Origin of the sequence: Streptomyces sp. MK37H, assembly GCF_018035285.1 — a bacterium.
In the GTDB taxonomy this organism is placed as follows: Bacteria; Actinomycetota; Actinomycetes; order Streptomycetales; family Streptomycetaceae; genus Streptomyces; species Streptomyces endocoffeicus.
Genome location: NZ_JAAAYH010000051.1, coordinates 1 through 18,080 on the forward strand (window position 1 = coordinate 1; position 18,080 = coordinate 18,080).

Annotated in this window: 16 protein-coding genes; 7 read left to right on the forward strand and 9 right to left on the reverse strand. The window is 72.0% G+C overall.

Annotation, left to right across the window (positions count from 1 at the left end; all coding sequences use genetic code 11):
• Window positions 1–348 (forward strand): C40 family peptidase (locus GWI24_RS10395; RefSeq protein WP_210945619.1); only part of this gene is annotated, 348 nt, incomplete at its 5' end.
• Window positions 349–369: 21 nt separating this feature from the next.
• Here the strand turns inward: GWI24_RS10395 and GWI24_RS10400 are convergent.
• The 5 genes from GWI24_RS10400 to GWI24_RS46125 all read right to left on the reverse strand — a co-directional run bounded on the left by GWI24_RS10400 (window position 370) and on the right by GWI24_RS46125 (window position 6,670).
• The gene (locus tag GWI24_RS10400; protein ID WP_247616161.1) at window positions 370–1,758 is read right to left on the reverse strand and encodes a styrene monooxygenase/indole monooxygenase family protein; all 1,389 of its coding nucleotides are present in this window, start codon (window positions 1,756–1,758) and stop codon (window positions 370–372) included.
• 77 nt (window positions 1,759–1,835) lie between these two features.
• Complete coding sequence (locus tag GWI24_RS10405; protein ID WP_374103291.1) at window positions 1,836–2,447, reverse strand: ATP/GTP-binding protein; 612 nt, start codon at window positions 2,445–2,447, stop codon at window positions 1,836–1,838.
• Window positions 2,448–2,481: 34 nt separating this feature from the next.
• Window positions 2,482–2,874, reverse strand: a complete 393-nt coding sequence (locus GWI24_RS10410; RefSeq protein ID WP_210945621.1) for a DUF742 domain-containing protein — start codon at window positions 2,872–2,874, stop codon at window positions 2,482–2,484.
• Window positions 2,871–3,356: a roadblock/LC7 domain-containing protein gene (locus tag GWI24_RS10415; RefSeq protein WP_210945622.1), complete on the reverse strand. Its 486-nt coding sequence runs from the start codon at window positions 3,354–3,356 to the stop codon at window positions 2,871–2,873. The genes GWI24_RS10410 and GWI24_RS10415 overlap by 4 nt, the downstream gene beginning before the upstream one ends.
• Window positions 3,353–6,670 (reverse strand): nitrate- and nitrite sensing domain-containing protein, encoded by a 3,318-nt coding sequence (locus tag GWI24_RS46125; protein ID WP_210945623.1) that lies wholly within the window; start codon window positions 6,668–6,670, stop codon window positions 3,353–3,355. The genes GWI24_RS10415 and GWI24_RS46125 overlap by 4 nt, the downstream gene beginning before the upstream one ends.
• Before the next feature lie 390 nt (window positions 6,671–7,060).
• Here GWI24_RS46125 and GWI24_RS10425 point away from each other — a divergent pair, with 390 nt between their 5' ends.
• Window positions 7,061–7,831, forward strand: coding sequence for a protein phosphatase 2C domain-containing protein (locus tag GWI24_RS10425; protein ID WP_210945624.1), 771 nt, complete (start codon window positions 7,061–7,063; stop codon window positions 7,829–7,831).
• A 92-nt stretch (window positions 7,832–7,923) separates the two neighbouring features.
• Here the strand turns inward: GWI24_RS10425 and GWI24_RS10430 are convergent, their stop codons facing one another.
• Window positions 7,924–8,406 (reverse strand): MarR family winged helix-turn-helix transcriptional regulator, encoded by a 483-nt coding sequence (locus GWI24_RS10430; protein WP_210945642.1) that lies wholly within the window; start codon window positions 8,404–8,406, stop codon window positions 7,924–7,926.
• 252 nt (window positions 8,407–8,658) lie between these two features.
• On the opposite strand from GWI24_RS10430, the gene GWI24_RS10435 reads away from it, so the two are divergent.
• Together GWI24_RS10435 and GWI24_RS10440 are read left to right on the forward strand one after the other, a co-directional pair.
• Window positions 8,659–9,513, forward strand: coding sequence for a lysozyme (locus tag GWI24_RS10435; protein ID WP_210945625.1), 855 nt, complete (start codon window positions 8,659–8,661; stop codon window positions 9,511–9,513).
• A 180-nt stretch (window positions 9,514–9,693) separates the two neighbouring features.
• On the forward strand, window positions 9,694–10,272 hold the full coding sequence (locus GWI24_RS10440) for a TetR/AcrR family transcriptional regulator (RefSeq protein ID WP_210945626.1): 579 nt from the start codon (window positions 9,694–9,696) through the stop codon (window positions 10,270–10,272).
• 116 nt (window positions 10,273–10,388) lie between these two features.
• On the opposite strand, the gene GWI24_RS10445 is transcribed toward GWI24_RS10440, so the two are convergent.
• From GWI24_RS10445 to GWI24_RS10455, 3 genes are all read right to left on the reverse strand, one after another.
• Window positions 10,389–10,940 carry an NAD(P)H-dependent oxidoreductase gene (locus tag GWI24_RS10445; RefSeq protein ID WP_308343603.1) on the reverse strand — a complete coding sequence of 184 codons (552 nt, stop codon included), beginning with the start codon at window positions 10,938–10,940 and terminating at the stop codon, window positions 10,389–10,391.
• A 179-nt stretch (window positions 10,941–11,119) separates the two neighbouring features.
• Window positions 11,120–13,537 carry an endopeptidase La gene (gene lon / locus GWI24_RS10450; protein WP_210945628.1) on the reverse strand — a complete coding sequence of 806 codons (2,418 nt, stop codon included), beginning with the start codon at window positions 13,535–13,537 and terminating at the stop codon, window positions 11,120–11,122.
• Window positions 13,538–13,611: 74 nt separating this feature from the next.
• The gene (locus GWI24_RS10455; protein ID WP_308343604.1) at window positions 13,612–14,286 is read right to left on the reverse strand and encodes a rhomboid-like protein; all 675 of its coding nucleotides are present in this window, start codon (window positions 14,284–14,286) and stop codon (window positions 13,612–13,614) included.
• 668 nt (window positions 14,287–14,954) lie between these two features.
• Between GWI24_RS10455 and GWI24_RS10460 the strand changes: the two genes are divergently transcribed.
• From GWI24_RS10460 to GWI24_RS10470, 3 genes are all read left to right on the forward strand, one after another.
• The gene (locus GWI24_RS10460) at window positions 14,955–15,686 is read left to right on the forward strand and encodes a spermidine synthase (protein ID WP_210945629.1); all 732 of its coding nucleotides are present in this window, start codon (window positions 14,955–14,957) and stop codon (window positions 15,684–15,686) included.
• A 104-nt stretch (window positions 15,687–15,790) separates the two neighbouring features.
• Entirely contained in the window at window positions 15,791–16,531 is a 741-nt protein-coding gene (locus GWI24_RS10465) for a response regulator transcription factor (protein WP_014054863.1), read from the forward strand.
• Window positions 16,528–17,850 (forward strand): cell wall metabolism sensor histidine kinase WalK, encoded by a 1,323-nt coding sequence (locus GWI24_RS10470; RefSeq protein WP_247616162.1) that lies wholly within the window; start codon window positions 16,528–16,530, stop codon window positions 17,848–17,850. Before GWI24_RS10465 ends, GWI24_RS10470 begins: the two co-directional genes overlap by 4 nt.
• Window positions 17,851–18,080 lie beyond the last annotated feature (230 nt).

The window sequence follows — 18,080 nt, forward strand, 5'->3', positions numbered from 1 at the left end:
TACGCCCTGAGTCAGATCGGCAAGCCGTACGTCTGGGGCGCCGAGGGGCCGAACTCCTTCGACTGCTCGGGGCTGACCTCCTCCGCCTGGGCGTATGCCGGGCGGACCATCCCGCGCACCAGCCAGGAGCAGTGGCGCCGGCTGCCACGGGTGCCGCTCAGCCGGCTGCGCCCCGGCGATCTGGTGATCTACTACAAGGGTGCGAGCCATGTGGCGATGTACGCGGGCAATGGCCAGGTGGTCCAGGCGCCGCGCCCCGGCCAGCGGGTGAAGCTCTCCCCGCTCGCCTCCAATCCGCTGCAGGGCGTGGTGCGCCCGGGCCCGGTCACGGTGGCCGGGAAGCGGTGACGGCTCCGGCGACGGCCGGTGTCAGCGGAAGGACCGGACGGCCTCGGGGGCCTGGTCGTCCACCTCGGCACCGTCGTCGGCCCCGGCCATATCGTCGGCCTCGGCGGCCTCGGTCCCGGCGGCCTCGGCTTCAGCGGCCTCAGCCTCGGCTTCAGCGGCCTCGGCCTCTTCCCTGACCTCGTCCAGATAGGCGGCCGTCTTCTCCGGCTCGTAGAAGAAGTTCTCGAAGTCGGAGGGGTCGTCGAAGCCGTTGGCGATGCGGTGGGCGACGGCGGGGAAGGCGGACCCCGCGCCGAGGAGGTTCACGATGTGCTCCGGCGGCGGGGCCAGCATGGCGTTGGTCCACTTGGTGACGTGCCGCGCGGTCTCCCAGTAGCGGTCGAACGTCGTCCGCATCCACTCCTCGTCGAACGGCCGGTCGCCGCGCTCGAGGATGCTCTCCAGATAGGCCGCCGCGCACTTGGCCGCGGAGTTGGAGCCCTGGCCGGTGATCGGGTCGTTGGCCACCACGACATCGGCCACGCCCAGCACCAGCCCGCCGCCCGGCAGTCGCCCGACCGGGTGGCGTACGGTCGGCGCGTACCGCCCGGACAGCGTGCCACCCGCGTCCGTCAGCTCGACCTTGGTGGCGCGCGCGTACTCCCAGGGCGTGAAGTGTTCCATCAGCTCCAGGACGCGCTCCAGGTGCTCCGCGGGGTCGGTGAGGCCCTGGAACGCGTCGGCCGGACCGCCCGGGACGGCCTCCCAGAAGAGGATGTCGGCGCGGCCGCTGGTGGTGAGCGTGGGCATCACGAAGAGCTCGCCGACGCCGGGCACGAGATTGCAGCGCACCGCGTCGACGCCGGGGTGCTCGGGGCGCGGGCCGAGGCCGTGCACATAGGCGACCGCGAGGGCGCGCCGCGGGGTGTCGTACGGGGAGCGGTCGGCGTCCCGGCCGAAGAGCGAGACCAGTTCGCCCTTGCCCGCGGCCACCAGCACCAGGTCGTACTTCCTGGCGAGGACGTCCAGGTCGGAGACGGCGGCGCCGTGGATGACCACCTGGCCGCCGCGCTGCTCGAACGTCTCCATCCAGCCGGCCATCTTGATCCGCTGGTCGACGGACTGGGCGTAACCGTCGAGCCGGCCGACCCAGTCGATGACCCGCGGATGGCCCCCGGGAGCCGGCGGCCCGGCGACCGAGACCCCGAGGCCCTCGATCCGCGGCGCCCGCTCCTCCCAGAAGTTGAGCTCCAGATCGCGCTCGTGGTCCAGCGCGGTGTGGAACATGCACTGGGTGGACATCACCCGCCCGCCGCGGATCTCATCGGCCGTCCGGTTGGACATCAGCGTGATCTCGTAGCCCTGGGACTGGAGGCCGAGAGCGAGTTGGAGGCCGGATTGACCGGCACCCACGATGAGTATCTTCCGCATGGCTGTCGACTCTCCCTCATGCTCGGGCCGGAAAGAGGAATGGAGCATTCCATCCCACGGGCGGAGCAGAGGTTACGTCATTCGGGTGACACGTCAACGGCGTGCCTCACCAGCGCCAGCAGCGCGTCCACGACCGCGATCCGGCGTCGGGCGTCCATCATCACCACGGGGACGGAGGACGCCACGGAGAGTGCGTCCCGTACGTCCTCGGCCTGGTAGAGCGGAGTCCCCTCGAAGTGGTTGACCGCCACCACATACGGCAGTCCGAGGCTCTCGAAGTAGTCCAGCGCCGGGAAGCTCTCGTCCAGGCGCCGGGTGTCTACCATCACCACCGCGCCGATGGCCCCGCGCATCAGGTCGTCCCACATGAACCAGAAGCGCTGCTGGCCGGGGGTGCCGAAGAGATACAGGACCAGATCGTTCTCCAGCGTGATCCGGCCGAAGTCCATCGCGACGGTGGTCGTCAGCTTCTCGGGCGTCGCCTCGAGGTCGTCCACACTCTCGCTGGCCTGCGTCATCAGCGCTTCGGTCTGGAGCGGAGTGATCTCCGAGACCGCGCCGACGAAGGTCGTCTTACCGACGCCAAAGCCTCCCGCTATCACTATCTTGGTGGCGATCGGCGCGCGGGAGCGGTCCGTCTGCCACCTCTGGAGCACCTCCTCGGTCCCGGGTATCCCGGCCCCGGGTATCTCCGACGTCGCCGGCGGGGTCGCCGTGATCGTCTCAGAGCCTGCGAAGTCCACTGAGCACCCTTTCGAGCAACGCGCGGTCCGGCTGGCCGGGGCCCCGCCCGGTGCCGTAGACGCGGATCTTTCCCTGGTCGGCCAGGTCGCTGAGCAGGACGCGCACCACACCGAGTGGGATCTTGAGCATCGCGGAGACCTCCGCGACGGAGCGCATCCTGCCGCACAGTTCGATGATCGCCCGGATCTCCGGCAGCATCCGGGAATTCAACCCGCTGGGGGCCGGGTCGAGCCGTCCGTCCGGAGACTCCAGCGCCGCGACGAAGGTCTCCACCAGCAGCACATGGCCGGAGCGGGTGCGGCCACCGGTGAGTGAGTACGGACGTACGCGAGCGGGTTTACGGTCGGGCCGGCCGGACCCGGCGGCCGTCACTGCGCGTGCTCCAGCGACCTGCGTAGTTCATTGCGGAGCTCGGGGGTGAGCACATGCCCGGCCCGGCCCACGAACAGCGCCATGTGATAGGCGACGACGGTCATGTCGCAGTCGGGGGTGGCGTGCACCCCCAGCAGCGAACCGTCGCTGATCGACATGACGAACAGACTGCCCTCGTCCATCGCCACCATCGTCTGCTTGACACCGCCGGCGTCCATCAGCCTCGCCGCGCCGAGCGTGAGGCTGCCGAGCCCCGAGACGATCGTCGCGAGATCCGCGCTGGAGCCCTTGGGGCCGTCCTGCGCCGACGGATCGGCCGCCGCGGCATGGTGCCGTGTGTCGGAGGAGAGCAGCATCAGCCCGTCGGTCGAGACGACCACGACCGAGCGGACGCCCGGCACCTCCTCGACCAGGTTCGCCAGCAACCAGTGCAGATTACGGGCCTCGCGACTCAACCCGTAGGTACTACTGGGCGCATTCACCCGCGTGCCTCCTCAACCGTGCCACCCTCGTTCTGCGCCCCCGTTTGCCCTGCTGGTCCCCCGTGCCCCCGAGCGGACTCGCCGTGACCGGCGATCTCGGCGGCGGCGTCGCGGTGTCCCTCGCGGGCGCCGCGCTGGAAGCCACCGAGCCGGCGCCGCAGTTCCTCCGCGTCCACCGAGCCGGTCCGCTCCCGTGGCTCGGGCTCCCGGAGCGCCACGTTCCGCGGTCGGCGCTTGGGGAGCCCCTTGTCGGTGCGCAGCGCCTCGTCGTCCGGGCGGGCGTGCTGGTCGGGGCCGATGGCGTACGGATCGGCGGACGGCTCACCGCCGCCTGCCCGCTCACCACCCTCCGCCGTCCTGCCGCCGGGCGGCGACGGGACGCTGCCTTCCGGGCCGTCGTACGACGCCGGGGCGCCGTCCGCCGGGCCACCGCCCGCCGCCGGGCGGCCGTTGGCCGGGCCCCAGGCGTCCGCGCCGACCGGGCGTATGCCGTGGCCGCCGATGTACCACTCGCGGTCCGCGTGGTCGTCGGGGTCCGCGTGGTCGTCGCGGCCGTCGGCGTCCGCGCGGTCCGCGGCGTCCTCACGTACGTCGCGACCCTCACGGCCCTTACCGCTTTCGCGGTCCTTACGGCTTTCGCGGTCCTTACGGCTTTCACGGTCGGCGGGATCCGTACGGTCCGAGCGGCCGCCGCGGTCCTCGGGGCCCCCTTGGCTCTCGCGCAGGCGGCGGAGCATCAGCTCCATCGTCTGCTCGACCGCCGGGACCTCCGGCTCCTCGGGCTGAGGTACCGGGGCCTTGCCGTCCGCGCCGGACCGGGTGCCGTCCTGCCCGTCGTCCTGGGCCACCTTGGGGACGCGCTTGGGCAGGGCGGGCAGCGCACCGGCGCCTTCCGGGGCCGGATGGCCGCGCGGCGGCGTGGGCTCCATGGGGTAGTCACCGCCCGTGACCCCCGTCCGCCCCCACCGCTCACCGGGGACGGCCCACGGGGCGCTCGGCTCCGGTTCGGCGGCGGCGTCGACCGGCTCGGGCTCAGGACGGGGCTCGTCCTCGGGCTCCGGCTCGGCGGCCCGGGGCGCCGGGTCCGGTTCCGCGGGCGGAGCGGGCGGCGCGACCGACTCGGCCGGCGGCTCGGCGTCGGCCCCCGCCACACCCTGTTGGTCCCGCGCGACCGAACGGGCCTGCCCCGGCAGCGCGTTGGAGTTCGCCTCGGCCTCCGAGCCCGGGAAGCCCAGGAAGGACGACGGTCCGGTGGCACCGAACGTCGCGCCCACGCCCACCGGTGGGGCGGGCGGCAGCCCGGCGCCGGGCGGACCGGAGGGAAGGATCTTCGTCGGGAGGACGACCACGGCCGCCACCCCGCCCGGCTGCTGCTCGCGCAGCTGTACGCGGATGCCGTGGCGCGCGGCGAGCCGGGTCACCACATACAGCCCGAGGCCCAGCGGGTCCTCCGGCTGGGGGCCCTGGCAGTACTCGGGCACCGGGTCCGCGAGCCGGTTGTTCAGCTCCACGAAGCGCTCGGGCGTCATGCCGATGCCCTCGTCCTGGACGGAGAGCATGACCTCGCCGGTCTCCAGCAGCCAGCCGGAGATCTGGACCGCCGCGTCCGGCGGAGAAAACGATGTCGCGTTCTCCAGAAGCTCGGCGATCAGGTGGCTGACGCTGTCCGCGGCGAACCCCGCGACCTGGGCATGTGGCGGCAGCGCCTGGATCTGCACCCGGTCGTACCGCTCGACCTCGCTGATCGAGGCGCGCAGCACATCCAGCAGCGGCACCGGCCCCGGATGGGTGGCCTTCTGCTCGGAGCCCGCGATGACCAGGAGGTTCTCGCCGTAGCGGCGCATCCCGGTGGCCAGGTGGTCGAGCTGGAAGAGCGTCTCGAGGCGGTCGGGGTCCTGCTCCCGCTCCTCCAGGGACTCGATGATGGTGAGCTGGCGCTCGATCAGGCCCAGCGAGCGCAGCGCGAGGCTGACGAAGCTGCCGTGGACCCGGGCCCGCAGTCCCTCCAGCCGGGTGGTGACCGCGTCCCGCTCGGCGCGCAGCCCGTCCCGCTCATCGGCCAGCCGCTGCCGCTCGCCGACGAGCCGGGTGCGCTCGCGCTCGAGCTCGGCGACCCGCTCGTACGTCCGCGTGGCCTTGGCGTGCAGTTCGTTGACGGCCCGTACGGCGTCCGCGAACTCGTCGTCGCGGCCCTTGAACGCGACCGGTTCCTCGGCCGCCGGATCGGCCGCGACCCGCCGGGCGCCGAGCCGGAGCGCGGCCAGCGGCCGGGTCATCGAGCGGGCGCTGTGCACTCCGGCGCCGAGGGCGACCAGCAGGGCGGCGCCGACGATGCCGATGCGCAGCTCCAGATCGGTGACCTCGTCGTCCCGCACCCGCGCGAGCTGGGCGGCCTCGGCGGAGGCCAGCGAGGACTGTGCGCCGCGCATCTGGTCGATCCGGGCGTTCAGGGCGGCCTCGACGCGGTCCTTCTGGAGGAAGAAGTCATTGCCCGCGAGGCGGCTCTGGTCGGTGAGCCGGGCGAGGTAGCGCTCGGCGGAGCCGACCTCGGTGCCGTTGACGGTGCGCTGGTAGGCCTCGCGCATGGCGGCCGGGGCGAGCTGTTCGAAGTCGTCGAGCGCCGACTGCTCGCGGACGTTGGTCCGCTGGGCGGCCGAGACCAGCGTGGGCTGGCCGCCGCCCGCGTCGAGCGCGGCCAGCAGCAGTCCGCGGGTGGCGGACGCCTCCTCCACCGCGCGGCCGAGCGGGGCCAGCGCGGCGGTGCCGCCGGACTCGGCGTCGGCCGGGAGCCGGCGGGCGAGGGTGTCGGTGATGCCGTTCAGCGCCTGGACGGTGCGGGTGTAGGCGGTGAAGACGTCGATGGCCGAACCCTTGCCGGTCAGCGCCTCCTGCCGCAGCTCGGGGAGGTCGTCGAGGCGCCGCCGGACGGAGGCCGGGACGTCCCCGCGCGTCTCCCGGACCCGGCGGTCGACCCGGGCGCGCATCTCCTCGGAGACCCCGCGGCCGGAGGCGGAGGTACGGCCGTCGGCGACATAGCGGGTCATGGCGTCGCGCTCGTCGGCGAGGGCGTGGGCGAGGGTCACCGTGGAGCGGTTGGTCTCCGCGAGGTCGACGAGGGCTTGCGCGTCGGTGGTGTCGTCGAGGGCGAGCAGGACGGCGGGGGTTCCGGCCCCGAGGACGGCGACGGAGACGAGGGCGACGGACGTGGTGAGCCGACGGCGGACGCGTACGGTGCGGCGTCGCGGCGTCGCCTCATCGTGGCGTGGCTCGCCGACCGCATCGCGCGTGGTGCCCCGAAGCCGCTTCTTCCGCACCGGTGCTCACAATCCATTCTCGCCCGACCGCTGACGTAGACCAGAGGTGACGACGGATCAACAATTGTGTTTCCCCACCCCTGGTAGGGATTCCGACCCTTTCAGGACGGGTCTGGGGCGGGTATCCATCACCCGCCCGGCCACCCGAACGAGTGAACCGTATTGCGTAGTTGACCACCAACTTTGGCTCGCGGCCATACCTTCCCACCACCTTGCGCGGATTGGTAAAGACCTCGGCGCCCTGACAAGATGCCCACCCGCAGCTTCCCAGAAGTGTCAATCCCGCCCCAATCAGGCAGCGGAGAAACCGGCGACGGATTTGGTACGGACCAACGCCCGGTCCGACCCTCGCCGCCGTGGTGATCGACAGGGGTCCGGCAGACTGAGGGAATGCGCATCGAACTCGCGACCGCCCCCGGCGATCAGCAATATCCCAACGAGGACTACGCCTCAGTAGCCCTCCCGGCCTCGGGGAGCGGCGGTGCGCTTGTGGTGCTGGACGGAGTGACCCCGCCCGAGGGAGGGGACGGATGCGTCCACAGCGTGGACTGGTTCACCGCACGGCTCGGCGGATCGCTGCTCGAACTGTCCGGTTCGCGACGGGATATGCCCCTGGCACAGTGCCTCTCCGAGGCGATCACCCGGACCGCCGCCGCTCATAGTTCAACATGTGACCTTTCTCACCCCCTGACGCCCCAGGCGACCGTCGTCACGGCGCGCTGGAACACCGAGCGAATCGAGTATCTGGTGCTGTCCGACTCGGTGTTGCTCATCGAGCGGACCCATGACGGGGTGGCCCCGGTCCTGGACGACCGCATCGACCGGCTGCGGGCCGAGGGCAAGCGGCTCGCCCCGCTGCGCAACGCGGCGGACGGCTTCTTCACCGCCGCCGCCGACCCCGCGGTCTCCCGTAAGGCGGTCACCGGGGAGCTCCCGCGCGGCGAGGTGCGGGCCCTGGCGGCGCTCACCGACGGGGCGTCGCGCTGGGTGGAGAGGTTCGGCGAGGGCGACTGGACCGAGTGCTTCGCGCTGCTGCGCAAGGAGGGCCCGCAGACGCTGATCGACCGGGTCCGGGCGGCCGAGCACGCCGATCCGGACCATACGGCCTTTCCCCGGGGCAAGACCCATGACGACGCGGCCGTGGTCTTCGTGGAGCCCTGACCGCAGGGGCTGCCCCCGCAGGGGGTAGCGCGGTTGCCACATCCGCGTCGCCGGATGCGCGCGGGTCGCCGATCCTGACGGGTATGAGCGCCCTACTCCTGCGCCGCGCGCGCCGTCTGACCGCGGTCGTCGGCCTCCTGCTCCGCGTTCAACCGGTGCAGCAGCCTGGCGAGTTCGGCGACCTCGCTGCGCTCCCACGCGGCGAGGCGGCGCGCATACCGCGCCCGCCGCGCGCCGCGCACGGCACGGAAGCGGGTGCGGCCCTCCTCGGTCAACTCCACCAGGAAGGCCCGGCCGTCGGCCGGATCGGGCGTCCGCGTCACCAGTCCGAGCCCCTCGAGAGCCCGGAGCTGACGGCTCATCGTGGCCTTTCCGACGCCCACGAAGCCCGCGAGCTCGGTGGCGCGCTGCGGACCGGCGTCCTCCAGCCGCATCAGCAGTCCATAGGCGGCGGATTCGAGCTCCGGGTGGACCTCCCGGGCCAATTCCCCCGAAGCGGCACGGGCTCTGCGGAGGAAAACCGCCAATTCGCGCTCCAGAGCCAGGAATGCATGGTCCACACCAATGCCGCCCATGGTGCCGCCCTCACCCCGCTCAGGGGGCAACGCCCCGTTGTTGTGCACGTCAGAGCCCTCTCCGGGTTTTCACTTCGTGAAAGTTTCTACCACGCGCGGCTGTTACCGCAGCTCCACCAGTATTTCGCAGGATTAGACCAACGGCATCACACTCTCCCCCTTCCGTCGGCCTATCTACGCCCGTAGCGTCACTCCTGACATGGTCATTCCAATCGGCCCACCTCTCCCCACCGAGGTTTCGGAGGCAACGCCATGCCTGTGCACAGACCCGGTTCGGCCCGACGCGCCCTCAGTGCGCTGATCGGTATTCTCGCCGCTCTCCTCGCCATGACCATCGCGCTGCCCGGTTCGGCGTTCGCCGCCCAGGGTCAGGGTCAGGGTGACAAGGCCATCCCCCATCCCGAGGACGACTGGGCGGGTTCCCAGATAGCCAAGCACGAGGGCGGATCCACGACCGGTGAGGCGCCGACGGGGCTGCTCGCCACCGTCGAGGGCGTGGACGTCAGCAGCCACCAGGGCAATGTCAGCTGGTCGACGCTGTGGAGCAGCGGCGTCCGGTTCGCCTATGTCAAGGCGACCGAGGGCACCAGCTACACCAACCAGTACTTCGCCCAGCAGTACAACGGCTCGTACAACGTCGGCATGATCCGTGGCGCGTACCACTTCGCCCTGCCGGACAACTCGACCGGTGCCGCACAGGCCAACTACTTCGTCGACCACGGCGGCGGCTGGTCCAAGGACGGCAAGACCCTGCCGGGCGCGCTCGACATGGAGTACAACCCCTACGGCGCGACCTGCTACGGGCTGAGCGCCAGTGCGATGGTCAACTGGATCAAGTCCTTCAACAGCACCTACAAGTCGCGCACCGGCCGCGATCCGGTGATCTACACCTCCACCAGCTGGTGGAAGACCTGCACGGGCAACTCCGCCGCCTTCGGTGGCGTCAACCCGCTGTGGATTCCCCGCTACGGCTCGTCCGTCGGCGAGCTTCCGGCCGGCTGGGGCTTCCACACCATCTGGCAGTACACCTCCACCGGCCCGACAGTCGGCGACCACAACAAGTTCAACGGCGCCATGGACCGGCTGCAGGCGCTCGCCAACGGCTGAGCCCCGTATCGCGTCACCCCCCACACCTGGCGCGTCGACCGCATGCGGCGCGTCCCGCCCTCCGGCGTACGGACAGGTCTGTCTGTACGCTGGAGGGCGTCGGTCGTTCCACGGCCCCGGTCGCTCCACGGCCCCGGTCGCCCCCCACGGCCCCGTGTGTCCCCGTCAAGGAGCTTGATCATGAGCAGCGCCCGCCCCTCCGCCCATGAGCGGATCCTGTCCACCGCGTCCGCGCTGTTCAACGCCCATGGAGTGCGCGGGGTCGGAGTGGACCGGATCATCGCCGAGTCGGGCGTGGCGAAGGCGACGCTCTACTCCCACTTCCGCGCCAAGGACGATCTGGTGCTGGCCTATCTGCGCAGAGCGGACGAGCACTGGCGGCGGGCACTGCGGGAGGCCGCCGAGGCGGCCGGCCCCGACCCGCGCGACCGGCTGATCGGACTCTTCGACGCGCTGGGCGGGGCGACCGAACGGGACGGCTTCCGCGGCTGCGCGTTCATCAGGACCGCGGGCGAGACCGAGCCGGACACCGCCACCCACGCCGCGACCGCCGAGCACAAGCGCGCCGTGCGGGCCTGGCTGACCGAGCTGACCCGGGAGGCCGGGGCCGCCGACCCCGGGCGGCTCGCCGTGCAGATCTCCCTGCTCGTGGACGGGGTGATGGCCGCGGCGGCGCTGGAGCCGAGGCCGGAATTCACGGAGGCCGCCCGGGAGGCGGCGCGGGCGCTGGTCGCGCAGGCGTGCCCGGTGCGGGCGTAGCACCCCTTACGCACGTGGAAGACCCCTTACGTACGCGGAAGACCCCTTACGTACGCGGAAGGGCCCGGCCGCCAGATGAGCGGCCGGACCCTTCCCGTGTCTCGCGCCCCGGGTCGTCAGGCCGCGGTCAGCGCGCGCTGCCGCACCGCGCCGGAGGCCAGCAGCTCGCGATAGCGGTCCTGGTACGCGGCGAGCTGGGCGTCGCTGAGCGTATGGGTCCCGTGCACGATGAGCGGCTCCTCGTACGTCATCCCGGTGATGTTGGCGGTGGCGTCGAAGGGCTTGAGCAGATCGACGACCGAGTAGGGGTGGGCCCCGCCCGGCCGGTACTGCTCCTCGGTGCTGCCCGCCGAGGTGGCGACCAGCAGCGACTTGCCGCGCAGCGAGGTGCCGCCGCTGCCGTAGGCGAAGCCGCGCAGGAACACCTCATCCAGCCACTTCTTCAGCAGCGGCGGCGCCGAGTACCAGTAGAAGGGGAACTGCAGGACGATCCGGTCGTGCTCCAGCAGCAGCCGCTGCTCGCGCTCGACGTCGATCCGCAGATCGGGATAAGCGGCGTAGAGGTCGTGGAGCGTGACGTTCTCCACCGGCCGGGCCGCCTCGGCGAGGGCGGCATTGACCCGGGATGCGGCGAGATCGGGGTGGGCGAGGACGAGCAGGGTGCGCACGGAGTCCCTCCGAGGACGATACGACATGCGAACAGACAGGTCTGTCTGCTTCATTGCCGAAGCTACCAGACAGACCTGTCTGCCTCAATCTCACACCGATCCCGCCGCCCGTCCCCATACGCGTGGCCCGGGACCCCGTATGACACAGGGCCCCGGGCCACAGCGACCGGCAGCGTCCGTCACGCCGCTACCGGAACCTCGGGGGTCGCCGCCCGGGCGGGCTCGAGGGCCAGCTCCAGCACCCGGCGGACGTCGGAGACCGGGTGGACGTCGAGCTTGTCCAGGACCTCGGCGGGGACGTCGTCCAGGTCGGGCTCATTGCGCTTGGGGATGATCACGGTGGTCACCCCGGCCCGGTGCGCCGCCAGCAGCTTCTGCTTGACGCCACCGATGGGCAGCACCCGCCCGGTCAGGGACACCTCGCCGGTCATCGCCACGTCCGGGCGCACCTGGCGGCCGGAGAGCAGCGAGGCCAGGGCGGTGGTCATGGTGACGCCCGCGCTCGGGCCGTCCTTGGGCACCGCGCCCGCCGGGACGTGGAGGTGGACGCCGCGCTCCTTCAGGTCGCCGACCGGCAGCTCCAGCTCCGCGCCGTGCGAGCGCAGGAAGGAGAGCGCGATCTGGGCGGACTCCTTCATGACGTCGCCGAGCTGACCGGTGAGGCTCAGCCCCGCGCCGCCCGTCTCCGGGTCGGCCAGCGACGCCTCCACGAACAGCACGTCACCGCCCGCGCCCGTGACCGCGAGCCCGGTCGCCACGCCGGGAACGGCGGTGCGGCGCTCGGCCGGGTCCTGGGCGGACTCGGGGGTGTGGTGCGGCCGGCCGATCAGCGGGCGCAGCTCCTCCACGCCGACGGTGAAGGGCAGTTCGCGCTCGTCGAGCTCGTGCTGGGCCGCCACCTTGCGCAGCAGCCGGGCGATGGACCGCTCCAGGGTCCGTACGCCCGCCTCGCGGGTGTACTCGCCCGCCAGCTTGCGCAGCGCCTCGTCGGTCACCGTGACCTCGCCGGGCTCCAGACCGGCCCGCTCCAGCTGACGGGGCAGCAGGTGGTCACGGGCGATGGTGACCTTCTCGTCCTCGGTGTAGCCGTCCAGGCGCACCAGCTCCATCCGGTCCAGGAGCGCCTCCGGGATGGCCTCCAGGACGTTGGCGGTGGCGAGGAAGACCACATCGCTCAGGTCGAGTTCGACCTCCAGGTAGTGGTCGCGGAAGGTGTGGTTCTGCGCCGGGTCCAGGACCTCCAGCAGGGCCGCGGCCGGGTCGCCGCGGAAGTCGGAGCCCACCTTGTCGATCTCGTCCAGGAGGACGACGGGGTTCATGGAGCCCGCCTCCTTGATGGCCCGGACGACCCGGCCGGGCAGCGCGCCCACGTAGGTGCGCCGGTGGCCGCGGATCTCCGCCTCGTCGCGGACGCCGCCGAGCGCGACCCGGACGAACTTCCGCCCCATCGCGCGGGCGACGCTCTCGCCCAGGCTGGTCTTGCCGACGCCGGGCGGGCCCACCAGGGCCAGCACCGCGCCGCCGCGGCGGCCGCCGACGACGCCGAGGCCCCGGTCGGCGCGGCGCTTGCGCACCGCGAGGTACTCGGTGATCCGCTCCTTGACGTCCTCCAGGCCCGCGTGGTCGGCGTCGAGCACGGCCTTGGCGCCCTGGATGTCGTACGCGTCCTCGGTGCGCTCGTTCCAGGGCAGCTCCAGGACGGTGTCCAGCCAGGTGCGGATCCAGCTGCCCTCGGGGCTCTGGTCGCTGGACCGCTCCAGCTTGTCGACCTCCTTGAGGGCCGCCTCGCGGACCTTCCCGGGCAGATCGGCGGCCTCCACGCGGGCGCGGTAGTCGTCGGACTCGTCCTCGGGGTCGCCGTTGAGCTCGGCGAGCTCCTTACGGACGGCTTCGAGCTGGCGCCGCAGCAGGAATTCACGCTGCTGCTTGTCGACGCCCTCCTGGACGTCCTTGGCGATCGACTCGGCCACGTCCTGCTCGGCGATGTGGTCGCTCAGCCAGGTGACGGCCAGCTTCAGCCGGGCCACCGGGTCGGTGGTCTCCAGCAGTTCGACGCGCTGGGCGACGGACAGGAAGGGCGAGTAGCCGGAGTTGTCGGCGAGCTGCGAGACATCGTCGATCTGCTGCACCCGGTCCACGACCTGCCAGGCGCCGCGCTTGCGCAGCCAGCTGGTGGCCAGCGCCTTGTACTCCTTGATCAGTTCGGTGACGGCACCGGGAAGCGGGTCGGGCACGATCTCCTCGACCGTGGTCCCCTCCACCCACAGGGCCGCCCCGGGTCCGGTGGTCCCGGCCCCGATGCGGACGCGGCGCACCCCGCGGATCAGCGCGCCGGGGTCGCCATCGGAGAGCCGGCCCACCTGCTCGACGGTGCCGAGCGTGCCGATACCGGCGTAGGTGCCGTCGACGCGCGGCACCAGCAGCACCTTCGGCTTGCCGCCTCCGCTCCCACTGGAGCGTGCGGCGGCCTGGGCGGCCTCCACCGCGGCGCGTACCTCGGTATCGGAAAGGTCCAGCGGCACCACCATGCCGGGCAGCACCACCTCATCGTCGAGAGGCAGTACGGGCAGGGTGAGCGGTGTGGACAGCGAAGCCATGATCTCCCCTTCGGCAGGCAAGTTGAGCCACGAGGACTCAATAAGTCAATGCCCACTCAATGCGCGAAGGGGGTTCAGGTGTTCCCGGACGCTCGTTCGCTGTGAGCGAAGCCGGGCGAGGCATCGTCGTTTCGCCGCGGCTGCGGGCGCCACCTGGTGTTTCGCCGGACGTACAGCCAGGAGAGGACGCCGAGCAGCAGGGCGAACGCATGGCCCCACCCGGTGAGCGGATCGAAGTCGACGAGAATCCCGGCGGCGAGCGCGAGGCCGATCCCGCCGAGCAGCGCCCACCGGCGCCTGGGCGGCAGCAGCCCGGCGAGCGCGGCGGCACAGGCGATCAGCCCGTAGCTGACCCCGTAGTCGAGACGGCGCAGCGAGCTGTCCGGGAGATGTCCGGCGGCCACGGAGACGGCCACCGGGACCTCGGTGAGCAGCGTCGCCAGTACGTGGCCGAGCAGGAACACCGCGGCGGTGCGCACCCCGCCGAGCCGCCGCTCCAGCGCGCCGAGCACCAGGGGGAAGGCGACCAGATACGGCGAGGTGATCCCGCCCACCGCCCACAACGCGCTGACCAGCAGCGTCAGCAGCGGCCGCTGGGAGAGGTGGAACACATCAGTACTGGAGCCCGCGAGCAGATCGCGCACGGTGCCGGGGTCGCCGAGGCGGGCGTAGAGCCCGGTGCCGAGCAGGACGAGCGTATAGCCGAGGGTGAACGGCACGGTGCGGAGCGCGCGCGGCAGCGAGCGCACGATCGCCTCCGCGCGGCGCCCGTGCCCCCGCTCGGCGCCCGGCACCCGCGGCGTACTGGCCCCGACGGCCGTGGGCCAGCCGCAGCCCGGCACCCGCCGCGCAGTGGCCGGGCGGGCGCATGGCCCAGCGGTGGCGGCCCGGAATCCGCCCCAGTCACTGTCGCCCCTCGCCCACGCGCCCGGGACGGCCGGACGCGCCCCCGGGACGGCCGGACGCCGAGCCGTGGCGGCCGACCGGGGCTCAGCCGACGCCGCGGGGGATGCGGGCTCCGGCGGCGGCGTAATGGTCTCGGGCTCCGCCGACGCCATCACGCACCGTGACAACGCCGCAGGAACCTCGCCGGAGGCATCCGCATCCGCATCCTCGGGCTCCGCATCCGTCCCTATCCGCATCCTCGGGCTCCGCATCCGTCCCTCTTACCGATGTCGTCAACGCCCGCGCCCCTTTCTCACTCCCGCCGCCGTTCCCCCTGCTCCCCGCTTATCCGCTACGACCGGAACAACAACCAGGACGCCGTGAGTCATGTCACGGCGTCTTCAGCTGTGACATGGACGACGCCACACCAGGCCATCGCACGGCCCCGCACCACCTGGAATCGGTTGGACCGGCGAGCCGAGGCGGCGCGAGGATGGCAGGGTCAGGAACCACCCGGGAGGACCCCACACCCATGCAGCCACAGCCGCCGTACGACCTCCACGCCGCCGCCGACGACCGGCCGGTGACCATCGACCGCCGGGAGGGCCCGTACGGCGAGGTGGTGCTGCGGCGGCGCGGCGGTGGCGGGGGATCGTCGGCCGACACCGTCTTCGAGATCATCGCCAACGGCTGCTTCCTCATGGACACCTCCGACGGCCGCTCCGAGCGGCTGCTCATCCGTGCCGCCCTCGACGCACTGCCCGCCGACCGGCCCTCCCCCGCCCTGCTCATCGGCGGGCTCGGCGTCGGGTTTTCGCTGGTCGAGGCGGTGGCGGAACCTCGGTGGGGGCGGATCGCGGTGGTCGAGCGGGAGGCCGCGGTGATCGACTGGCACCGCGCAGGACCCCTGGCGGCCGTGACCGCCGGAGCGCTGGCCGATCCGCGCACCGAGATCGTCCACGCCGATCTGGTCGAGTGGCTGCGAACGGGCCCGCGGACCTATGACGCGCTGTGCCTGGACATCGACAACGGCCCCGACTGGACCGTCACCGAGGACAACGACGGCCTCTACTCCCCCACCGGACTCGCGGCCTGCGCGGCGCGTCTCGCACCCGGCGGGGTGCTGGCCGTATGGTCGGCGCAGCCGTCGCCCGCGTTCGAGGAATCTCTCCGGAATGCCGGGTTCACGCGGGTGCGTACGGAAGAGGTCGCCGTTGCCCGGGGTGTTCCCGACGTCGTGCATCTCGCGGTTCGGGGCGCGTAGCAAAGCCGCGTACGCTGGCTTTACGCTTGCTTGCCTACCAAACGCGGCTGAGCAATGACCAGGCGCGAGCCGCGGGTTTCACCGGAAGACGCAGGGGCGGGCGTATGGAGCAGACTCACAACGGTCACAACGGGACCGCCACGACCACCCCTGGCGCACAGCGCCGGGTCCTCGTCGTCGAGGACGATCCGACCATAGTGGACGCCATCGCGGCCCGGCTGCGCGCCGAGGGGTTCCAGGTCCAGACGGCGGGAGACGGTCCGGCGGCGGTCGACACGGCCGAGGCGTGGCAGCCCGATCTGCTCGTCCTCGACGTGATGCTGCCGGGCTTCGACGGTCTGGAGGTCTGCCGGCGGGTGCAGGCCCGGCGGCCGGTGCCCGTGCTGATGCTGACCGCGCGCGACGACGAGACCGACATGCTGGTGGGGCTCGGGGTCGGCGCCGACGACTACATGACCAAGCCGTTCTCCATGCGCGAACTGGCCGCGCGGGTGCACGTACTGCTGCGGCGGGTGGAGCGCGCGGCGCTGGCCGCCCACACCCCGCGCAGCGGGATCCTGCGCCTGGGCGAGCTGGAGATCGACCACGCCCAGCGCCGGGTGCGGGTGCGCGGCTCGGATGTGCACCTCACCCCGACCGAGTTCGATCTGCTGGTCTGTCTGGCCAACACCCCGCGCGCGGTGCTCTCGCGCGAGCAGCTGCTGGCCGAGGTGTGGGACTGGGCGGACGCCTCGGGCACCCGCACCGTGGACAGTCACATCAAGGCGCTGCGCCGGAAGATCGGCGCGGAGCGGATCCGTACGGTGCACGGCGTGGGCTACGCCCTGGAGACCCCGGCGGCATGACGAAGGCCCGCTGGGCACGCAGGGTCCCCAAGGTCCGGGCAGGCACGGCTCCCAGGGGCTGGGCACGCGGGAGCTGGGCGCGCAGGGCTCCCCAGGTCTGGGCGGACAAGGCGCCCAGGCTCTGGCCGCGCAGGGCCCCCAAGGTCCGCCGGCTGCCCGGGGCCCCCACGGGCCGGCGGGCGTGGTCCCGCGCCACCTGGGCCCGGGTCTGGGAGGCGCTGCGCCCCTTCGACCCGTACCGCTCGGTCAAGGCGGCGCTGGGGGCGCTGGTCGTCGGCTCGGTGATCATCACCACGTTGCTCGTCTTCGCGGCGATGCACTCCGACACCGAGCTGCGCGTCATCACCATCTTCTCGATCATCGCCTCGCTGCTGATCACCCAGTTCGTGGCGAACGGGCTCACGGCCCCGCTGGACGAGATGACCGAGGTCACCCGGGCGATGGCGAACGGGGACTACACCCGGCGGGTGCGGGCGGCGCAGCGCGGGGACGAGTTCGGCGATCTGGCGTCCGCGTTCAACCGGATGGCGGCCGACCTGGAGGCGGTGGACACCCACCGCAAGGAGCTGGTGGCCAACGTCTCGCATGAGCTGCGCACCCCCATCGCGGCGCTGCGGGCGGTGCTGGAGAACGTGGTGGACGGCGTCTCGGACGCCGATCCGGAGACCATGCGGGTCGCGCTGAAGCAGACCCAGCGCCTGGGCCGCCTGGTGGACCAGCTGCTCGATCTCTCCCGCCTCGACAACGGGGTGGTGCCGCTGCACGCGCGGCGGTTCGAGGTCTGGCCGTATCTGGCCGGGATCCTCAAGGAGGCCGGCATGGCCAAGGGCGCGGAGTCCCATTCGGGCGCGCACACCCGTAAGGACGTCCATCTCAACCTGGACGTCTCGCCGCCCGAGCTGACCGCCCACGCCGATGCCGAGCGGCTGCACCAGGTGATGGCGAACCTCATCGACAACGCGGTGAAGCACAGCCCGGCACACGGCCGGGTGACCGTGCGCGCCCGGCGCGGTGACGGCCCGGAGAGCCTGGAGCTGGAGGTGCTGGACGAGGGCCCCGGCATTCCGGAGGCGGATTGGCACCGGGTCTTCGAGCGGTTCAACCGGGGCGGGCTCTCCCCGGACGGCTCGATGGACGGCCGGCGGCGGCCGGGGCCGGGGCCCGCCAGCGACGGCGGCACCGGTCTGGGGCTGGCGATCGCGCGCTGGGCGGTGGATCTGCACGGCGGGCGGATAGGCGTGGCGGAGTCCCCGCGCGGCTGCCGGATCAAGGTCAGCCTCCCCGGACCTGCCCCGGAACCCAAACCAGGCACCCCCTGAGATCAAAGCTGAAGTAAAATCGCCCCTGTCGCGCACATACGAGCGACAGGGGTGCACGTCTGCGCTGCCCCGCGCCGGAGGAAACGCACGAAACCCCGTGTGTTTCCCGGTGCGTCATGCGCTGAAACCCACCAATCAATGTGACTTGCGCGACGATGACCAGTGCGGCCTGCACGTAAGGGTCCAAGAGGCGTAGCCTTTATTCCCGCTGTCCACCACCTTTAGGAAGC